The sequence below is a fragment of the Nonomuraea solani genome (assembly GCF_900108335.1).
Lineage (GTDB): Bacteria > Actinomycetota > Actinomycetes > Streptosporangiales > Streptosporangiaceae > Nonomuraea > Nonomuraea solani.
The window spans coordinates 18,107-34,162 of the sequence record NZ_FNVT01000042.1 but is presented as its reverse complement, the minus strand read 5'-3'; the positions used below and the strand labels follow the sequence as shown (position 1 = coordinate 34,162).

The following is a 16,056-nucleotide window of genomic DNA, read 5'->3' as shown; positions in this document are numbered from 1 at the left end:
CCCACAGTCGCGGGAGCCCTTCGAGGCCGGCTCGCCGATCAGGGCGTCCTTGCCCTGGCCGTCGTTGTCGAAGGAGTCGTTGAACTGGATGGTGGGCCCTACCTGTAGGGGCCGATCCACACCCGCACCCTGGGCAGGTCGGCGCGGGTGCCGGCCCACCGCAGCACGCCGTCGCCGGCTCCAGTGCGCCATCCTGGCGCGGCCAGGCGCGCCCCTGGGCTACTTCAACAGCAGAAGAACCGCAGATCGAAACCCCTCGAAAGAGGTCTTGACCTGCGGTTCTTCAAACTCTGAGTAGCCCCGACGGGGCACACGGCAGATGGATGCAGGATGCGTCCCTGGTCATCGAAGCCGTGTGTTCGCTGGACCGATCTGTCGTGTGAGAAGCGGTTCGCGTTCGCTTCGGGCGAGGGTGAGTTTCGTCGATGAGGTCAGCGAGACAGTCCAGCCGCCCCGGACGTCACGTCGCTTCTTCGATCCGCCCGGCAGGGATCAGGCCGTCGAGGACGTCGAGGACGTCGACGACGAACCGGGACGCGGGGCATGGCTTCGAACTCGTCTCGTGAGTCGTCGTTCAGCACCGTGTGCGTATCAGGTCACGGATGCTCAGCGATGGCTGGCCCGCCGGTCAGTCGATGCCTTCGATGATGCGGAAGTCTCGCTCGAAGCCGTCGGGGAGGGCCACCAGCGCCTTCTGGTATGCCTCGCTCTCGTATGCCGCGACGGCCTGGTCAAAGCTGTCGAACTCGATCAGAACGACGCGTTGCGTGATTCCGGCCTCGTGGGCGACGACTCGACCGCCATGGGACGGGATCCGGGACAGGACGCGCCCTCCCCCAGCCTGGACGGCCGCACCGGCCAGCTTGTCGTAGGCCGTCAGCCTCTCAGGGTCGGAAATGGCGGGGTAGACACTGACCCAGTAGCCCTTAGCCATGGAAACCTCCTGTGTTGGGCCGGACACGTCCGACTTCGAATTGACACTCAGATCGATCGATCCCGGCGACGGGTACTGCGGTCAGTTGAATCGTCATATGCGCAGGTTAGGGCTTGATGTGCAGTCGAGGGAAAGATCGGTACGGGATAGACTCAGAACGGATCGTTATCAATCGGCAGGGAGGGCACGTGGCGCCGGATACGGTGAGCCTGCGGTACTTCCTGGTGCTGGCGCAGGAGTTGAACTTCACCCGCGCGGCCGCACGGATCGGTATCGCACAGCCCGCACTCAGCGCCCGGATACGCCGATTGGAGGCGGAACTCGGTACGGCCCTGCTGGTCCGCAACACGCGTAGCGTCGTATTGACCACGGCCGGTGCGGCTTTGGCGGAGTCCGCGCCGCCCGCGCTGGCGGCGCTGGACCGGGCATGGGACACCGCCCGGAGCGCGGCGGCCGGTGAACTGGGCACGCTGCGCATCGGGTACAGCCTCAGCGCCGGGGCCGAGACGGTACCGGCCCTGGTGGACAGGCTGATTCGCGGCAACAGCGGACTCGAGGTCGGCGCGGTCCCGATGGCGACACCGGAGATCTCCCCCGCGGTCGCCGACGGCCGCATCGATGCCGGGATCACCCGCGGTGAACAGCCGGGCCGTGGCGTGCGCCGGTCCCTGCTGCGGCGTATGCGCGTCGGGGTCCAGCTGGCGCAGCACCATCCGCTGGCCGAACACCCGGAGATCGAGATCGCCGACGCGGCCGCGTATCCGCTGCGACTCCCGGACCGTGCGGCCAACCCCGTGATCCACGATCAGCTGTCCGCCCTTTTCCGAGACATCCGACCACACCCCCGATTCCACACGCCCGCAGTCTCTTTCGACATGTCTCAGCGCGACCTGCGCGACGGGATCACCCTCGCCCCGGCCGGAGAAGCCGCGGTCACGGCACAACCGGCCGGTCTCACCTGGCGACCGCTGCGGGGCGCGCCCAGCCTGACGATCCACCTGGTCCTCCCACGCGAGCAGTCGCCGCTTCACCGCCGCATCCGTGCCGTCGCCAAAACCCTGGCGCACGAGCTGCACTGGCTGCCGGACTGACGCGCAAGAGGTCAAGCGAGACGGACGCCTGCGGTGGCGAGGCCGAAGACCTTGCGCCCGGCGGACTTCGCGGTGATGACGACGGCGGTCTTGCTGAACGTCCGACACGACCTCGCTCCGCCGGCGGATCAGCATCCGATGATGGCCCCGGATCCGGTCCGAGTCGTACACCGCGGCGACGTCCTCGCACAGCGCGAGATCTCGGCGGATACCGCGCCTTCGCCGACGCGGTCGGCGCGGCGACGTGAACCGGGCACGAGAATGTCGCCGGAGCCCAGCCCGTCACAGCAGGTGCGCCACCTTCTCCAAGGTCAGCGGCAGCACCGGGGACAGCGGGTGCTCGGCGACGAACGCTCGCCATCCCTCCTTGCTGGTCACCGGCTCTGACCCGCAGCCCCGATCCCCTGCATCTGGCCACCGTGGTCGGCATCGATGACAAGACCGCCATCCGCTACGCCAACGCCGCCCGCCACCTCCGCAGACCACCGCGGAAACGCCCGAACCACCGTGACACCATAGGCGGCTCCGGAGATCTGTTGGCAGTTGTCCAGAACCAGCACGCCTTCACCACCGGCGGGCAGGTTGACCACCCGCTCCAGTGGCGTGCCGGCCGGCTGGGCTCCGGCGAGGCTGATCGTGCTCAGCGCCGCCTCCACCAACCCATCGGCCGTGTTCATCGCGGCCAGGAAGACCAGCCAGGCCCGGCCTCGCTGATGGACCGATGCCGGCTCACGGCCTCCACGGCCAGCCGGGTCTTGCCCACTCCTCCGGGGCCCACGACGGTGACCAGCCGGGAGGACTCCGGCAACCCGGCCAGCGCGTCTCCCCTCCACAGCGCCAGCGCCTCGTCCGGCAGCGAGGCCGCTGGCCGCACGTCACCCGCGGCCAGTTCGCGACCACCCCGCTTCGCCTTCTCCTCGAACCGACAGGCGTCGACGTCCTCGGCGCGTACGTGCAGGCGGTACCCGTCGGCCGCCCTCTCCACGACCTCGGCCTCGCCCAGAGCCAGCCGGGCCGGCAGCGCTCGGACCATGACGCCGCCGACCTCGATCGGCGTGCCATCGTCGGCACAGGCCCGGACCGGTCCCGGCAACTCCATCCGCATGCACAAAGGCTATGAGCGCAAAGACGCGCACGTGCCGTTTGAAAGTGGCGCCATACCGGCTAAAAGAGCGTTCTAAGACGTATGTAAGCGCCGGTGGACACCGTGGAGGACGTACGGAAGAAACGCCCGAAAGGCAGTGCGATGGCAGCCCACGAGAACGTGCAGCAGGTGCTCGACTGGTCGGTGGCCGAGGTCGGCATTCCCGGCATCGTCACCGATGTCAAGGACGGCGACCGCACCTGGTTCGGCACCGCTGGCGTGGCCGACATCAAAACCGCTTCCCCGCGCGACAGCAGCGGCAAGGCCTTCACGTCCGCGACGCTTCTGGCCCCGGAGCTCAGCCACCGCTGATGGAGGAGCCCGGCCTGCCGCCTCTGGATGCCATACGCCCGCTACGGCCTGGGCATGTTCGAGTTCGACGAGCAGACGACCGGACGTTGCGCGGCGTCGGCGGCAGCTTCTGGGGCTTCTATTTCTTCGCGGTCGGCACTCCCGATGGCCGGCACACCGTCACCATGCACACCAACACCGAGTGGAAGTCCTGGGACCCCATGTTCAAAGTCATCGAAGCCGAGTTCGGCGTCTCCATCGGCGCGTAAGCACGCCGCCCGCCACCGACCCCCGCTGAAAGTGAACCACCAATGGATACCTTTGACACACCGGAGCCGATCGTCGCGGCCTTGTCATTCACCGCGGCCGACATCCGCATCAGCGCGACCCAGCGCACCGACACCACCGTCATGGTACGGCCGGCCGATCCGGCCGACGCCACCGACGTCGCAGCCGCCGAACGCGCCCGCGTCACCTACACAGGCGGCCGCCTGACGGTCAAGGACCGCTCGAGCATCCGTTCCCTTCCCGGACGCGTCGCAGTGACGGTCGAACTGCCCAACGGCTCGGCGCTCGACATCAGCCTCCGCGACGGGCACCTGAACGGCCAGGGCCGCCTGGGCGAGGTGCGGGCCCACGTCTCCCGTGGCCACATCCGCCTCGCCCGCACCGGCGAGTCGCGCCTGAGCACCGACGACGGCGACATCACCGTGGCCACGTCCGGGGGCCCGGCTGCCCTCACCACCGCCCACGGCCAGATCAAGGTCGGCGAGAGTATCGGCGCCACCGTGATCGGCAACGGCGCCGGGAACGTCACGGTGGACCGGGCAGAAGACGGCCTGCGCGTGACCGTCGGGCAAGGCGCCGTCAAGGTCGGCGCGATGGCGCGCGGGCGCGCCGATCTGGACGTCGGCGCCGGGACGATCAACGTCGGGGTCCCGGATGGCATCGCCGTACTACTGGACGCCAAGACCACGCTCGGCAAGGTCCGCGACAACCTGGGCGACGACTCCGAGGTGTCCGACGGCAACACCGTCGAGCTCCACGCCCACGTCGCCCAGGGCGACATCCTGCTCCACCGTGTCACCAGCTGACTCACGTATTCCCCCACACCAATACTCCACCTGCATGAAGGGCGATCGACCCATGACCAAGATCCTCCGCACCACCACCGCCTGCCTGCTCGCCGCCGCAGTCGCCGTGACCGTAAGCGCGTCGCCGGCGGCGGCCGGCGACCACGCCGGCCACCGCACCGACGACCATGCCCGGCTCCAGCAAGTGCTTGACCGAGCCGTGGCCGACGGCATGCCTGGCGCCATGGCTGAAGTCCGTGACGGCCGCAGATCATGGTTCGGTACGGCAGGCGTGGCCGACACCGACACCGACCTCAAGCGCCGCCGGCAGGAGTACTTCCGGGCCGGCAGCACCACCAAGACGTTCGTCGCGGTCGTGGTGTTGAAGCTGGTGGCCGAGGGCCGGCTGAGCCTGGACGACACCGTGGACAAGTGGCTGCCCGGCGTGGTGAAGGGCAACGGCCACGACGGCAGCAAGATCACCATCAGGCAACTGCTCAACCAGACCAGCGGCATCTTCTCCTACACCTCGGATGCGGACCTGGCGACCGAACAGTGGAGCACCGCCTTCCTCAAGGCCCGTTTCAACAGCTACCGTCCCGAGCAACTGGTGAAGACAGCCATGCGTAACCCGCCCTCCTTCGCGCCTGGCAAGGGGTGGGCTTACTCCAACACCAACTTCACGCTCGCCGGAATGATCATCGAGAAGGTCACCGGCAGGTCCTACGCCGAAGAGATCAACCGGCGCATCATCCGCCCGCTCGGCCTGCGGAAGACGTACCTGCCGGGCGAAGACACGAAGCTGCGCAAGCCGCACGCACGGCACTACGTCAAGTTCCCGGTCGGCGAGGACACCACAACCCCCTACGACCTCACCGACATGAACCCCTCCTGGGCCGGGGCAGCCGGCAGCATCGTCTCGACCATGAACGACCTGCACACCTTCTATCGGGCAGTGCTGAACGGCCGTTTGCTGCCGCCCGCGCTGCAAAAGGAGATGTTCACCACCGTCTCCACCAAGGGCGCGCAGTGGATCGACAACACCGCCTACGGGCTCGGAATCTTCTCCCAGAAGCTGTCCTGCGGCGTGACGGTCTGGGGCAACGGCGGCAGGATCCACGGCTCCTGGACCTATGCGATGGGCACCCGAGACGGCAGACACATGGTCGTCACCAACATCAACGGCGACTGGGGCAACCCGATCAGCATCCTCACCGAGGAAATGGAAGCCGAGATGTGCCCGCCGAGATCACGATGACCGCTCAATAGCACCGGCTCATCCGACCTCACGAGTACGAGGCCGGATGAGCTCGCGCACCGCATGCGGCTCGGCGGACACCTTCCCGGCCATGCCGAACCTGGAGCGCGCCGGCGACGAACCGCTGGTTGCCCTCCAGCAGCATCGCCAAGGCATCATCGGGCGTTAGCGCCGGCATCTCGGTCATGACCGCACGCTACCGGGACTGCTGAACCGGCTCCGCTCAGACGCCCCGCCGGCGCCTCGGAGATCACGCGGCCAGTTCGACGTCGGTGAAGTCGACCTCTTTCAGCGGGGGGTCGAACGGATCCGGCCGATGGCGCAGCTCGTCGGTGGCGTACGCGCCGAAGCGGCTGATGCGGGCCCGCAGGTAGGGCGCGATCTGGCCGAGTTGGCCGGCGGTGATCTGCCGGCCCTCGGCAGCCAGCTGCCGCACGACGTCGGAGATTGTCCAGGGCGTTGTGGAAGACGACCAGGTTGGCCGGCAGCGTGTTGAACTTGATCAGTTTCTCCTGCTCTTCGGGGTCGTTGTCGGCCGGCACCCCGCCGAAGCCGAGCCACTTGGAAAACTCGACCTTGTTGGTCGCCACGCTGACGCGCGCCCGCAGCAGGGCGACGGTCCGTACGCTGCGGCCCACCTCACGGAAGGCCTTGTAGATGCGGTTCTTGCGGGAGTCGGGCCGCAGGCGCCGCATCAACGTGGCCGAGGACAGGCGGCCCTACCTGATCGAGATCGCCACCTGCATCAGGTCGACCCCGTGCTTGTCGATCAGCTTCCAGTCGATCACGTTGCGGCCGCTCTCGCCGAACAGCTGGTCGATGTGCGGATAGGCGATCTTCTCGGAGGCGCGGAAGAAGATCAGGTCTTTGAAGTTGGGGATGCGTGGCATCGTCAAGAGGGGGTCGGCACACTCTGCGACTTCCTGCGGGCGATCGGGAGCGAACTCGGCAAGCCGGTGCTGATGACCCCGGAAGGTGGAAGCCAAGAACACCCGATCCTCGGCTTCGATCCCGTTGTCAGCAAGGTCATCCTGCTCTGGGGTCATTCATCCAACTGATCGCGACCGATCAGCATGGCTTGACGAGACAGATTCCACATAATGCTGCGCTATTTGTCGGAACTGCAGCTACATGAGCAGATCACCCAGGTCACCAACCGCAATGAGGCATTCCACGGCTTCGCCGACTGGTTGCCGCCGAAGGCAGGACCGTCGACCTGGACGACCTGGCCACCATCTCGCCCTACATCACCCACACCGTGCGCAGGTTCGCTAACTGGACCCTTGATCTGACGCCACCCGAGCAGACCCCGGTGACCCGGCTCAAGCTCGCCATCGAGCACTGCTCGTCTCGGCCGTCGGAGTGTGCGCGAACAAAAACGTACGCCAAGGCCCGTTCGCCCAAGTCACTGATAGCGCGCGATCTCGTTGGGCGGGCGCACTCGCATACGAGAATGCGTGCCCCTTGCCGAGACAAGGCCGTGCTGCGGGCGGTTAGACGGGTCAGCGCGCGCAGGGGTTGCGGGAACCGGGCTACCTCCGGAGCGCGAGTGAGGATCTGCTCCTCGACCAGTTCGAGGCCGGCGCCCCAGGACTCTGGCGTACTCCGGCCAGACCCGATATGGACAGTAGGTTCGCCATCACCAGGAGGTAGGCCTACCTCGCATGGCTTGAGTGCCATTTCCTGCCCGTCGCCGTTATGCGGCGGGCGCTTTCCTTTCGGTAATCCGTCAACCGTTTGCTCAGACGGGAAGTTCGGTGATGCTGAGGGCGAAGTCCACGTTCCCCACCCCGTGGTTGGCGAGGCCCACTGTGACCACGCCCGCTCCTTCCAGCCAGTGCGCCATTTTCAGGCCACCGACGTCCAGCGGGCGCAGCCCGAGGCTCTCGACGAACGCCTCCACACTTGCCTTGGCCTGCGCGTTATCGCCAGCGATGAAGACGTCGGGCCGACCCTTCTCCAGGACATGACGGAAGACGGTGTTGAACGCCTTTACCACGCTGGCGCCGGCCGGGGCGACCTTGGCGACTTCCTGCGCGATCGAGGTCTCCTCGCGGTGAGCCAGCCCGTCGAACGTGGAATTGAAGGGATTGCTGATGTCGACGATGACCTTGCCCGCGAGAGCGTCTCCGTACTCGGCGACGACCGGCACGACACCGTCGTACAGCAGGGCCACGATGACGATGTCCCCGGCCGGAGCGGTGCCCCATTCTCCCGTCGTGGTGCCGCCGCCGAGAGCCTTGGCCAGGTCAGCGGCCTTGGACTGATCGCGGCCCATGACCTCGACGGTGTTGCCGCCCGCCACCGCCCGCGCGCCGATGGTGCGGGCCATGTTCCCGGTGCCGATGATGCTGATGTTGCTCATGAGATGTCCTGCCCCAGTTGTGTGTTGTTCGGTTCAGATGGCGGTGGTGCCGCCGTCGGCGACGAGTTCCATGCCGTTGACGTAGCTGGAGTCGTCGGAGGCGAGGAAGAGGGCGGCGGTGGCGATTTCGTCGGGGCGGCCCATCTGGCCGCGAGGGATGAGGGACTCGAACTGGCGCTTGGTGGCCTCGTCGAAGAGTTCTTCCTGCTTGGCGGTGGCGACCTGGCCGGGGGTCAGGACGTTGACGCGGATGCGGCGTTCCTTGAGTTCGTTGAGCCAGATTCGGGCCCAGGCCTGCTGGACGGCCTTGCTGCCGGCGTAGACGCTCCAGCCGGGGAAGGCGCCGAGGGAGGCGTTGGAGCCGGTCATGAGGATGGAGCCGCCGTCGTTGAAGAGCGGGAGGGCCTTCTGGACGGTGAACAGGGTGCCGCGGGCGTTGAGCCCGAACCAGGTGTCGAACTGGGCCTCGGTGATCTCGCCGAGCGGGGCGGGCTCGCCGCCGCCGGCGCTGGCCCACAGCACGTCGAGGCTGCCCTTCTCCCGCTTTACGGTGTCGTACAGGCGGTCCAGGTCGTCCAGGTCGGCGGCGTCGCCCTGGACGCCGGTGACGTTGCGGCCGATCTGCTTCACGGCCTCGTCCAGGGCGTCCTGGCGGCGGCCGGTGATGAAGACGTGCGCTCCCTCGTCGACGAACAGCTTCGCGCCGGCCAGCGCCATGCCGGTGGTGCCGCCGGTGATGACCGCTATCTTGCCGTCGAGCTTTCCCATGTTGCTCCTTTGGGTCGGTGGTGCCGTGCGCACCTGGGATGACGGCATTATGTACACCGCTCTGTGTGCTTACGGTAGGGGGCGCGCGGCCGGGACGCAAACTATGTACACCGATCGTTACCCGGCTCGGGTACCATGGGCTCGTGACGGAGTTGGAGAAGGGCCCCCAGGGCCGCCGCCGCGGCCGGGGCGCCCGCGAGCGCATCCTCAGCGCGTCCCAGCAACTGTTCCGCGAGCAGGGCGTCAACCGCACCGGCATGGACCAGCTTTGCGCGGCGGCCCAAGTGTCCAAGCGCACGGCCTACCAGCACTTCACCGGCAAGGACGAACTCGTCGCCGAGTACCTGCGCCGGTTCGACCCCTCCGTTCTGTCCGGCGTGTTCGACCGCACCGACCTCACTCCCCGCGAACGGCTCCTCGCCGCCTTCGACATCCCCCCCACCACCCCCCTGTGCCCCTACATCGCCGCCACCGTCGAACTGCACGACCCCCAGCACCCCGCATCCCAGTACGCACGCGACTACAAGAAGGCCGTCGCCGCGCGGCTCGCCGACACCGCCCGCGAAGCCGGCGCCGCCGACCCTGAACAGCTCGGCGAGCAGCTCGCGCTGCTCATCGACGGCGCCGCGGCCCGCACCCGGGTCCTCAATGCCGACGCCTTCCCCACCGCCGCCGCCATCGCCGCCGTCCTCATCGACAACGCCATCCCCGCCACAGCCGGCGATGACGGGCGGCGGGAGGAAGTGTCGAGTTGACTTGGCACTCCGCGGCCGGGCTGGACGCGCTGCAGGTCGCGCGGCTGCACCCGCTGGTACGCGACACCAGCCGCCCGGCACCTGGCCCGGACCTGCCGGCTTTTGGGAACTGGCCGCCCGCCTGCTGAAGGCGGCGGCAGAAGCCGCCGGGGAGATCGGCGCCCCCCGAGGACCCGCCGACGTGGTCGGCCTGGCAAATGCCGGCCCCGCACGCTGCCATAGTGCTGAACAGCCTCAGCGCTCTACCGGACAGCTCAGACGAGACGATCGGGGCAGCAGCAGTCGTTCGGCGGGGCCGTCATCACGGTCGACGCCATGCTCGCCGTCGCGCTTCACCTCTGCGACCAGACGATCTGACGGCCCCATACCCCGGCGAACAGACCTTGGGTTTCGACGTCGGTGCCTGCGTAGACGAATGTGGCCGGCAGCCGTTCGGCGAAGTACTTCAACTCCGCGCCCTCACACGTTCAGAGCCGCGCCTCCAAACGCTCTTGCAAAGGCGCATAGTCATGACCCGGGAACATCTCCGGAAACAAGCACAACACTTCGGACAGGTGGCGTGCGGTGTCGTGGAACTCCGGCTCCTTGAAATCGACCTCGGCGAAGAGATATTGCCACTGGTAGGCACCCTTGGTAATCAGAAGGTTCTCCAGGTAACTCGCGTAGTCGAGGTCGAGCGGTTCGAGGCGTTCGTTGTTCATGTCGTAGAGCCACACCTGCAGGTCGTCCCCGCCGGGTGTGATGCGCAACGCGGTCAGCCGGGCCGTTCCGGCCATCGGCTCCTGGTCCAGGAAGCGGAGCTGGCCAAGCACCTCCATCTTCACGGGGTCCCTGCTGATCGTCCCGAAAGCGTCCTGCGGCACCTCGCCCCTCAGCAGCGCCCAGTGCAAGTGTTTGAGGCAGAACTCACCCCTCAGATCAGGTTCGCTCATGCTGTACCAGGACACTTGCACTCGGTCGGCTGCGAAGAAGTATTCACGAATGCCAGACTCCAAGCTCAGCCCGGTTCGCTCGGCGATGTCTCCGAACACCCAGTCGGGGTCTCTGAGCACATCGAGAGTGGTCGGTCGAAGCTCAGCCTTCTCCACCTGGATGAAGTCACTGCTCTTGAGCTCATCGATCGCCTGTGCGCATCTGGCGAGATAGTCGTCCTGCACAGCCACCGCCGGTCTTCGGGTCAACGTGTCCCCAGCATCCTTCCAGCCGTTCGGCGCCCTGTTCGGACGATCAAGAAACGTCGCCGCACCGATCAGGCCTCAGAGCCTCTCAGACAACCGTGGAATAAAGCACCGAATCCAACATGGGTGCGGCTCGTCTGACCCAGTTCAGTAGGTCCCTGCAGACGAGCCGCACCCATCTCATTTGCCGGTGATGGCCCGGTCAGGGTGACGGCCGCCGGCATTCGCCCACCGCCGGCGATGCGCCCGCCTCAGCCGGTGCCTCACATGGCTAACGTGCCTTTACAACCCCTGAATACTCGTCAGGCGCGTTCCCAGACCACCCACTTGCCTTAACTGCACACGGGCGAACTGGCGCTATGGGCAGTCGTCCGGGCGGGGTTGCCGGCTGATGGTGATGTGGACGGTCGAGCCGAGTGGTGCCGTGGTGCCGCCAGCGGGCCACTGACTTTGAACGTAGGGGGGCCCGCAGTCGAAACTCCCTTGCACGGTTTGGGCGACGAAGCCGGCTGCTCGGATGGCGGAAACCGCCATGCTGCTCGACCAGTCCAGCACATTCGGCACAGGCCCGGTCAAGTCCGGTGACTGAAGATCGAGTGCCATGACGCCCTTCAGCGACTGCAGGGATGCCCACGCCGGATACGTTCGGCAATTCACCCCGGTATCGGGGAGGTCGCTGATGTTGGTGCCGCCACCGTTACCGAGGAGGCTCCACGGCAGGACGGTCGTGGCCAGGTCGTTGTCGTCGGTGAGGTAGACGCATTGGCTGAGGTTGAGATAACGGCCCGCGTTCAGGTCGAGTGCCACGACACCCGATTGCGAGGGCACGTTGAAACCCTCCACCATTTGTGGCGGGCAGTTCGCCGCGGTCTCGGGAACGTTGCTGACGTTGGTGCCGCCGACGCTGCCAGGCAGGATCGTGGTGAACCACTCGCGGTAGATGCGGAAGTACGTACATTGGTGGAGGTTGAGGTAGCGGCCCGCGTTCAGGTCGAGTGCGACGATGCCCGACAGTGCGGAGTTGAGGAACCTGTCACCTTCGGCTTTCGGCGGGCAGCTCATCCCGGTCTCGGGAACGTTGCTGACATGGGTGCCGCCGGCGCTGCTGCGCAGGATCGTCGTGTACAAGTCCTTGAGTTTGGGACTGGGGTCGTAGGTTTCGTACACGCACTGGTGAATGTTCAGATATCTGGGTGAGACGGCTGTTGCCGGGTTGACCGCGGCGCTCGCGGGTGTACCGCCCTGAATCGCGGCGACGCCGAGCAGCGTCGCAGCCAGGGCCATCCGCCATCGCGCGGTCCCGAGACGCACGGGCCGGTCGGTGAATCTCGTTCCGGGTCCAGGGTGGGATTCAGCAGACAGCCTGTGCCGACCTCCAGACCATGTTCCGCGTGCGCCGCGGCGATGACCGAAATTATGTACGAGCGGATGATGTTCGCGACTCGGCCCGGCTCGCCGGAGACGGGCCACCGTCAGCGCCATCAGCGACGCAACCGCCTGGGTCCATCTGTTCCGGAACGTGACCACGGCGTTCCCTCCTGGATCTTCGACACCCCCACGGTCGGCCCGGGCATGATCGGTGGTCAAGATGAGCGGGGCGGGTTTGTCACTTCTCACGAAGCCGCCGCGCCTTCGGACGCCCGCTGGCGGTCTGCTCGAATGGCGTTGGCGCGCGGACGGTATGTGGTGGGCGTTCGTCGAGATTGTCGAAGAAGCGCTCGTTACCTGCAGGGCTTGAGCTGCTGTCCACGACCTCCCTGACGAACGACTCTTCCCCGGTGATGCGCCTGCTGGATGTGGTTGTCCGCCGCCGTCCGCCACGCAGATCACCGGAGGAAACATGCAGGTGCAGCGGGTCTTGTCGCCCGTCACAGGGCTGGAGTCATGGACCGTCCTGGGCGACGACGACGGTCCGATTCAGCCGATCGAGGCATATCGGCTCTTCGAAGTTAAGCGGGGTTGAGATATCCACGACCGCGTCGGGTGGTGGCGCATCGGGTGCGTAGACGCTGATTCGCCGTCGCACCTCGCTCCATCCACGCCGATCGCGGCACGTCGATGACCTCTAACATCGTCACCGGCCTGATCGCACTGCTCGGCATCGACCAATCGCATTCCCGGCCGCACGTGTCCAACGACAACCCGTACCTGGAAGCGCAGTTCAGAACATTCAATATTGTCCGGCATTTCCTGGACGGTTCGGGTCCATCGAAGATGCCAACGTCTTCTGCGGCCAATTCTTCCGTTACTACAATCACGAGCATCGTCATTTCGGAATCGCGATGCACACACCCGCCTCGGTGCACGACGGCACCGCCGTCCACGTCCGCAGCCGACGGCCCTTCCCGCCACCGCCGCTGCCGACCAAGGTGTGGATCAACCAGCCACCCACGGCCTCCGAGCCCGGCACCTCACCACAAAGCACGCGAGTAGCCTGACGTCTCACCAGGTTTGACAGGTTCCGAAGCGGCGGAACCGCTCTGGATGATCACCGATCCATTTGAGCTGATCGAACAGTTCCGCAGCAGACAACCGCCCAGTGGGCGCATGGCCCGGCTCCTCGGCCCCGGCGCGCGAACCTGATCTTCGGGCCCTGGCCTCCTGCAGGCGGTACAGCAGCATGCCCACCCCGAGCGGGTCGTCCAGGGCGGCGTGCCGGCCATCGACCCGGCCGACGGAGAGCTGAGACCGCGCCGGCCCACTCAGGAGCGAGAGGGCTCAGCGAGAGTCAAGCCGATGATTCCGATGCCGGTGCTCACCACCAGTTCATCGGGTCCGGTGGGGACCACCCCGGTCACCGGCACGCCGAGGTCGATGCATCGCCCCGACCGGTCAGGGTGAGCGGCAGCGTCCCAGATCCGCACCGTGCCGTCATCCCGGCTGCCGGAGACGACGGCCGACCCGCCGCCTACCTCGCCGAAGGCCACTGAGGAGACCGTTGCGGTGTGACCGCGCAAGGTGTCGCCGACCGGAGTGCCGGTCATCACGTCCCACACGCGGACCGTCTTGTCGGCACCACCCGAGACGAGCAAGGTGCGGCCTTCCGCCTCCTTGACCGCCACGGCGACCACGCTGCCAGTGTGACCTCGCATGGCTTCGCCGATCGGGGCCCCGGTCACGGCGTCCCACGCACGCAGGGAGTGGTCTTCGCGCCCGGAGACGATCATCGTACGGCCTCCTACCTCTACCACGGTCAGCGATGTCACGCGATCCGGTACAAGGTAGGGCTCACCTATCGGGGTTCCCGTGGCCATCTCCCACAGCTGCACCTCCTTTTTCCAGGTTTTGTCGGCTTTGTCATAGACGGCACCAACGGTGACGATCACCGATCGACCTGCCACAGTCCCCACCGCGATCCTGTTGACGGATTGATTCGGCAGCTCAGCGACAAGGGCGCCGGTGACCGCGTCCCATATCCGGGCACGGCCCCAGGTGAGGGCAACCAGCAGCACATGGCCGTCCCTGGTGTGCCCCATCGCCACCGAATGCACGGCACCGATGCCATTGCCCAGTGGTTCGCCGACCGGAGCACCGGTCGTCGCGTCCCACATCCGTATCGTGCCGTCGTTCCCACCGGAAATGATCACGGAGCGGTCGTTGACGACGCCGAGCGCCAACGAGAGCACCTCGTCGAGATGGCCCTGCGGGAGGTCCGCCGTCGTGTCCCACATCCGCACCACGCCGTCACCGCCGCCGGAGACGATCACCGCCCGGTCCTCGACCTGGCCGACCGCCACCGACTTCACCACGTTGTGATGGAACGACTTCTCCGCGGTCAGGTGGCCGCGCAGGGGTCCGATCGGGGAACCGGTGACCGCGTCCCACACCCGGACCTTGTTGTCCGCACCGCCGGAGACGATCACCGTTCGACTGTCGATCTGCCCGATCGCCAGCGCCTGCACCGCGGCGGTGTGGCCTCGGAGAGGTTCGCCGACCGGAGTTCGGGTCGCCGGATCCCAGAGCCGAACCGTGCCGTCGTCGCCCGCGGAGACGACGATCTCCCGGCCGTCGACACCCCCGATCGCCACGGACCGGACGGCACCGATGTGGCCACGCAGGGGTTCACCGATCGGGGAACCGGTGACCGCGTCCCACAGTCGTACCTCTCCGTCGCCTGCCTCTTCGCCTTCCCCTTCCTCGTCGAATTCGACAGCGTGGCCGGAGACGATCACTCGTCGGTCGCCGATCAGCCCCATCGCCACCGAGTTCACCGTCCTCGACCGGCATTCGATGGGCCTGCCCAGCAGACCACCTGACCCGGCGTCCATACGCTCAATCGTGTGGTCGAAGCCACCACCGCGGACAATGACCGGCGAAACATGTTCGTCGTCGGGCCAGATCGTCACCGCCGCCCGGCCTTCGGACAGGGAACGCCAGACTCGGCGGCGGCGCGGGGACTCCTCAGTCAGGTGGTCCCACACGACTGCGGTCGTGTGGCCACAACCGGCCACGATCACCGATCGCCCATCGATGCGTCCGATGGCGACTGAATACACCTCATCAGTGCGCACCCTGTCGTAGTCGTGGGCGGCGCAATCGAGGGGGGCACCGATGGGGGCACCGGTGGCCGCGTCCCACATGCGCACCCTGCAATCGCTTCCACCAGACACGATCGTCGCACGGCCGTCCACATTGCCGATCGCCACGGAATTGGCGTGCACCAAGACCTGGTCTTCATGAAGCGGCAGCTGAGGCGGCGGAAACGCCGCCCACCGGGTCACCCACGCCACCGGCAACCCGGAGGCCAGCACCGACGAGGCCAGTTCCACGGCTCCGGCAGCCCGAGCCGCGGCCACCACCCACGCCACCCGCTCCGCTCCGCCAAGCCGCGCCCAGCCAGCCGATGAGGCCACTCCTTCGAACACCAGCCGCGTCAGCCGTCCCCGCTCCGACCGCAACGCGACCATGACGGCCGGTAATCGCTTCCGGTCCAGCGCCCGCAGGAACGCCGGATCCGTCATCATCGCCCCCCGCCCCTTCGGCAGCCAAGCCACCTTCAACTCATCCCGCTTGTCCGATCCGCCGACCCTGCCCCAGCCACGCACAACCGATCTCCGTCCATCCGGCCCTGCCGATATGGTGGGACACCATAGACGTCATCGGTGACAAAGTTGTCCCGAACGCGGTCAAAATGTCGGTGACGGCCCGCACCGTCAAGGACTTCCCAACGTCCTCGGCCACCCGCTCCTGAAGGGCAGG

At 66.9% G+C, this 16,056-nt stretch carries 17 protein-coding genes and 1 pseudogene; 8 read left to right on the top strand and 10 right to left on the bottom strand.

From position 1 onward, the window contains the following. Positions 1 to 628: 628 nt before the first annotated feature. The gene (locus tag C4V41_RS58345; RefSeq protein ID WP_103964659.1) at positions 629 to 934 is read right to left on the bottom strand and encodes a DUF1330 domain-containing protein; all 306 of its coding nucleotides are present in this window, start codon (positions 932 to 934) and stop codon (positions 629 to 631) included. Between the two features lie 188 nt (positions 935 to 1,122). On the opposite strand from C4V41_RS58345, the gene C4V41_RS58340 reads away from it, so the two are divergent. Next, positions 1,123 to 2,025, top strand: a complete 903-nt coding sequence (locus C4V41_RS58340) for a LysR family transcriptional regulator (protein WP_103964658.1) — start codon at positions 1,123 to 1,125, stop codon at positions 2,023 to 2,025. Between the two features lie 374 nt (positions 2,026 to 2,399). Here C4V41_RS58340 and C4V41_RS63735 read toward each other — a convergent pair whose 3' ends face one another. Further along, complete coding sequence (locus C4V41_RS63735; RefSeq protein ID WP_200825003.1) at positions 2,400 to 2,702, bottom strand: hypothetical protein; 303 nt, start codon at positions 2,700 to 2,702, stop codon at positions 2,400 to 2,402. Then, positions 2,699 to 3,130 (bottom strand): AfsR/SARP family transcriptional regulator, encoded by a 432-nt coding sequence (locus C4V41_RS58325; RefSeq protein WP_200825002.1) that lies wholly within the window; start codon positions 3,128 to 3,130, stop codon positions 2,699 to 2,701. Before C4V41_RS58325 ends, C4V41_RS63735 begins: the two co-directional genes overlap by 4 nt. Before the next feature lie 93 nt (positions 3,131 to 3,223). Between C4V41_RS58325 and C4V41_RS58320 the strand changes: the two genes are divergently transcribed. The 5 genes from C4V41_RS58320 (at position 3,224) to C4V41_RS65725 (ending at position 5,960) form a co-directional block, all read left to right on the top strand. Next, positions 3,224 to 3,481 (top strand): hypothetical protein, encoded by a 258-nt coding sequence (locus tag C4V41_RS58320; RefSeq protein WP_103964657.1) that lies wholly within the window; start codon positions 3,224 to 3,226, stop codon positions 3,479 to 3,481. Continuing rightward, complete coding sequence (locus C4V41_RS61475) at positions 3,481 to 3,729, top strand: hypothetical protein (protein ID WP_146104241.1); 249 nt, start codon at positions 3,481 to 3,483, stop codon at positions 3,727 to 3,729. Before C4V41_RS58320 ends, C4V41_RS61475 begins: the two co-directional genes overlap by 1 nt. Before the next feature lie 81 nt (positions 3,730 to 3,810). Beyond that, positions 3,811 to 4,554: a DUF4097 family beta strand repeat-containing protein gene (locus C4V41_RS58315; protein ID WP_160150776.1), complete on the top strand. Its 744-nt coding sequence runs from the start codon at positions 3,811 to 3,813 to the stop codon at positions 4,552 to 4,554. Positions 4,555 to 4,606: 52 nt separating this feature from the next. Next, entirely contained in the window at positions 4,607 to 5,791 is a 1,185-nt protein-coding gene (locus tag C4V41_RS58310; protein WP_103964655.1) for a serine hydrolase domain-containing protein, read from the top strand. A 46-nt stretch (positions 5,792 to 5,837) separates the two neighbouring features. Continuing rightward, positions 5,838 to 5,960 (top strand): hypothetical protein, encoded by a 123-nt coding sequence (locus C4V41_RS65725; protein ID WP_268808953.1) that lies wholly within the window; start codon positions 5,838 to 5,840, stop codon positions 5,958 to 5,960. Between the two features lie 81 nt (positions 5,961 to 6,041). Here C4V41_RS65725 and C4V41_RS66475 read toward each other — a convergent pair. The 3 genes and pseudogenes from C4V41_RS66475 to C4V41_RS58290 form a co-directional block, all read right to left on the bottom strand. After that, positions 6,042 to 6,681: pseudogene (locus C4V41_RS66475) on the bottom strand (Tn3 family transposase); the annotation flags it as partial. Positions 6,682 to 7,532: 851 nt separating this feature from the next. Then, entirely contained in the window at positions 7,533 to 8,156 is a 624-nt protein-coding gene (locus C4V41_RS58295; RefSeq protein ID WP_103964654.1) for an NADPH-dependent F420 reductase, read from the bottom strand. Between the two features lie 33 nt (positions 8,157 to 8,189). Next, on the bottom strand, positions 8,190 to 8,924 hold the full coding sequence (locus C4V41_RS58290; protein ID WP_103964653.1) for an SDR family NAD(P)-dependent oxidoreductase: 735 nt from the start codon (positions 8,922 to 8,924) through the stop codon (positions 8,190 to 8,192). A 143-nt stretch (positions 8,925 to 9,067) separates the two neighbouring features. Between C4V41_RS58290 and C4V41_RS58285 the strand changes: the two genes are divergently transcribed. Both C4V41_RS58285 and C4V41_RS65720 read left to right on the top strand, forming a co-directional pair. Beyond that, positions 9,068 to 9,679 (top strand): TetR/AcrR family transcriptional regulator, encoded by a 612-nt coding sequence (locus C4V41_RS58285; RefSeq protein WP_103964652.1) that lies wholly within the window; start codon positions 9,068 to 9,070, stop codon positions 9,677 to 9,679. Further along, positions 9,676 to 9,807, top strand: a complete 132-nt coding sequence (locus tag C4V41_RS65720; protein WP_268808952.1) for a hypothetical protein — start codon at positions 9,676 to 9,678, stop codon at positions 9,805 to 9,807. The genes C4V41_RS58285 and C4V41_RS65720 overlap by 4 nt, the downstream gene beginning before the upstream one ends. A gap of 339 nt (positions 9,808 to 10,146) precedes the next feature. Here C4V41_RS65720 and C4V41_RS58275 read toward each other — a convergent pair whose 3' ends face one another. From C4V41_RS58275 to C4V41_RS58260, 4 genes are all read right to left on the bottom strand, one after another. Next, a complete protein-coding gene (locus C4V41_RS58275; protein ID WP_103964651.1) occupies positions 10,147 to 10,842 on the bottom strand; it encodes a hypothetical protein in 696 nt (231 codons plus the stop codon). Positions 10,843 to 11,214: 372 nt separating this feature from the next. Next, positions 11,215 to 12,168, bottom strand: a complete 954-nt coding sequence (locus C4V41_RS58270; RefSeq protein ID WP_146104240.1) for a PASTA domain-containing protein — start codon at positions 12,166 to 12,168, stop codon at positions 11,215 to 11,217. 1,131 nt (positions 12,169 to 13,299) lie between these two features. Beyond that, positions 13,300 to 13,485 (bottom strand): hypothetical protein, encoded by a 186-nt coding sequence (locus C4V41_RS63730; protein ID WP_146104238.1) that lies wholly within the window; start codon positions 13,483 to 13,485, stop codon positions 13,300 to 13,302. Positions 13,486 to 13,559: 74 nt separating this feature from the next. Next, complete coding sequence (locus C4V41_RS58260) at positions 13,560 to 15,821, bottom strand: WD40 repeat domain-containing protein (protein WP_103964648.1); 2,262 nt, start codon at positions 15,819 to 15,821, stop codon at positions 13,560 to 13,562. Positions 15,822 to 16,056: the final 235 nt, after the last annotated feature.

Bases quoted from the DNA above. Each gene is read 5' to 3' on its own strand.
- C4V41_RS65725 (WP_268808953.1), top strand. From the start codon at position 5,838: ATGAGCTCGCGCACCGCATGCGGCTCGGCGGACACCTTCCCGGCCATG.
- C4V41_RS61475 (WP_146104241.1), top strand. From the start codon at position 3,481: ATGGAGGAGCCCGGCCTGCCGCCTCTGGATGCCATACGCCCGCTACGG.
- C4V41_RS63735 (WP_200825003.1), bottom strand. From the start codon at position 2,702: ATGAACACGGCCGATGGGTTGGTGGAGGCGGCGCTGAGCACGATCAGC.
- C4V41_RS58295 (WP_103964654.1), bottom strand. From the start codon at position 8,156: ATGAGCAACATCAGCATCATCGGCACCGGGAACATGGCCCGCACCATC.
- C4V41_RS58325 (WP_200825002.1), bottom strand. From the start codon at position 3,130: ATGCGGATGGAGTTGCCGGGACCGGTCCGGGCCTGTGCCGACGATGGC.
- C4V41_RS58345 (WP_103964659.1), bottom strand. From the start codon at position 934: ATGGCTAAGGGCTACTGGGTCAGTGTCTACCCCGCCATTTCCGACCCT.
- C4V41_RS58260 (WP_103964648.1), bottom strand. From the start codon at position 15,821: ATGATGACGGATCCGGCGTTCCTGCGGGCGCTGGACCGGAAGCGATTA.
- C4V41_RS58310 (WP_103964655.1), top strand. From the start codon at position 4,607: ATGACCAAGATCCTCCGCACCACCACCGCCTGCCTGCTCGCCGCCGCA.
- C4V41_RS58290 (WP_103964653.1), bottom strand. From the start codon at position 8,924: ATGGGAAAGCTCGACGGCAAGATAGCGGTCATCACCGGCGGCACCACC.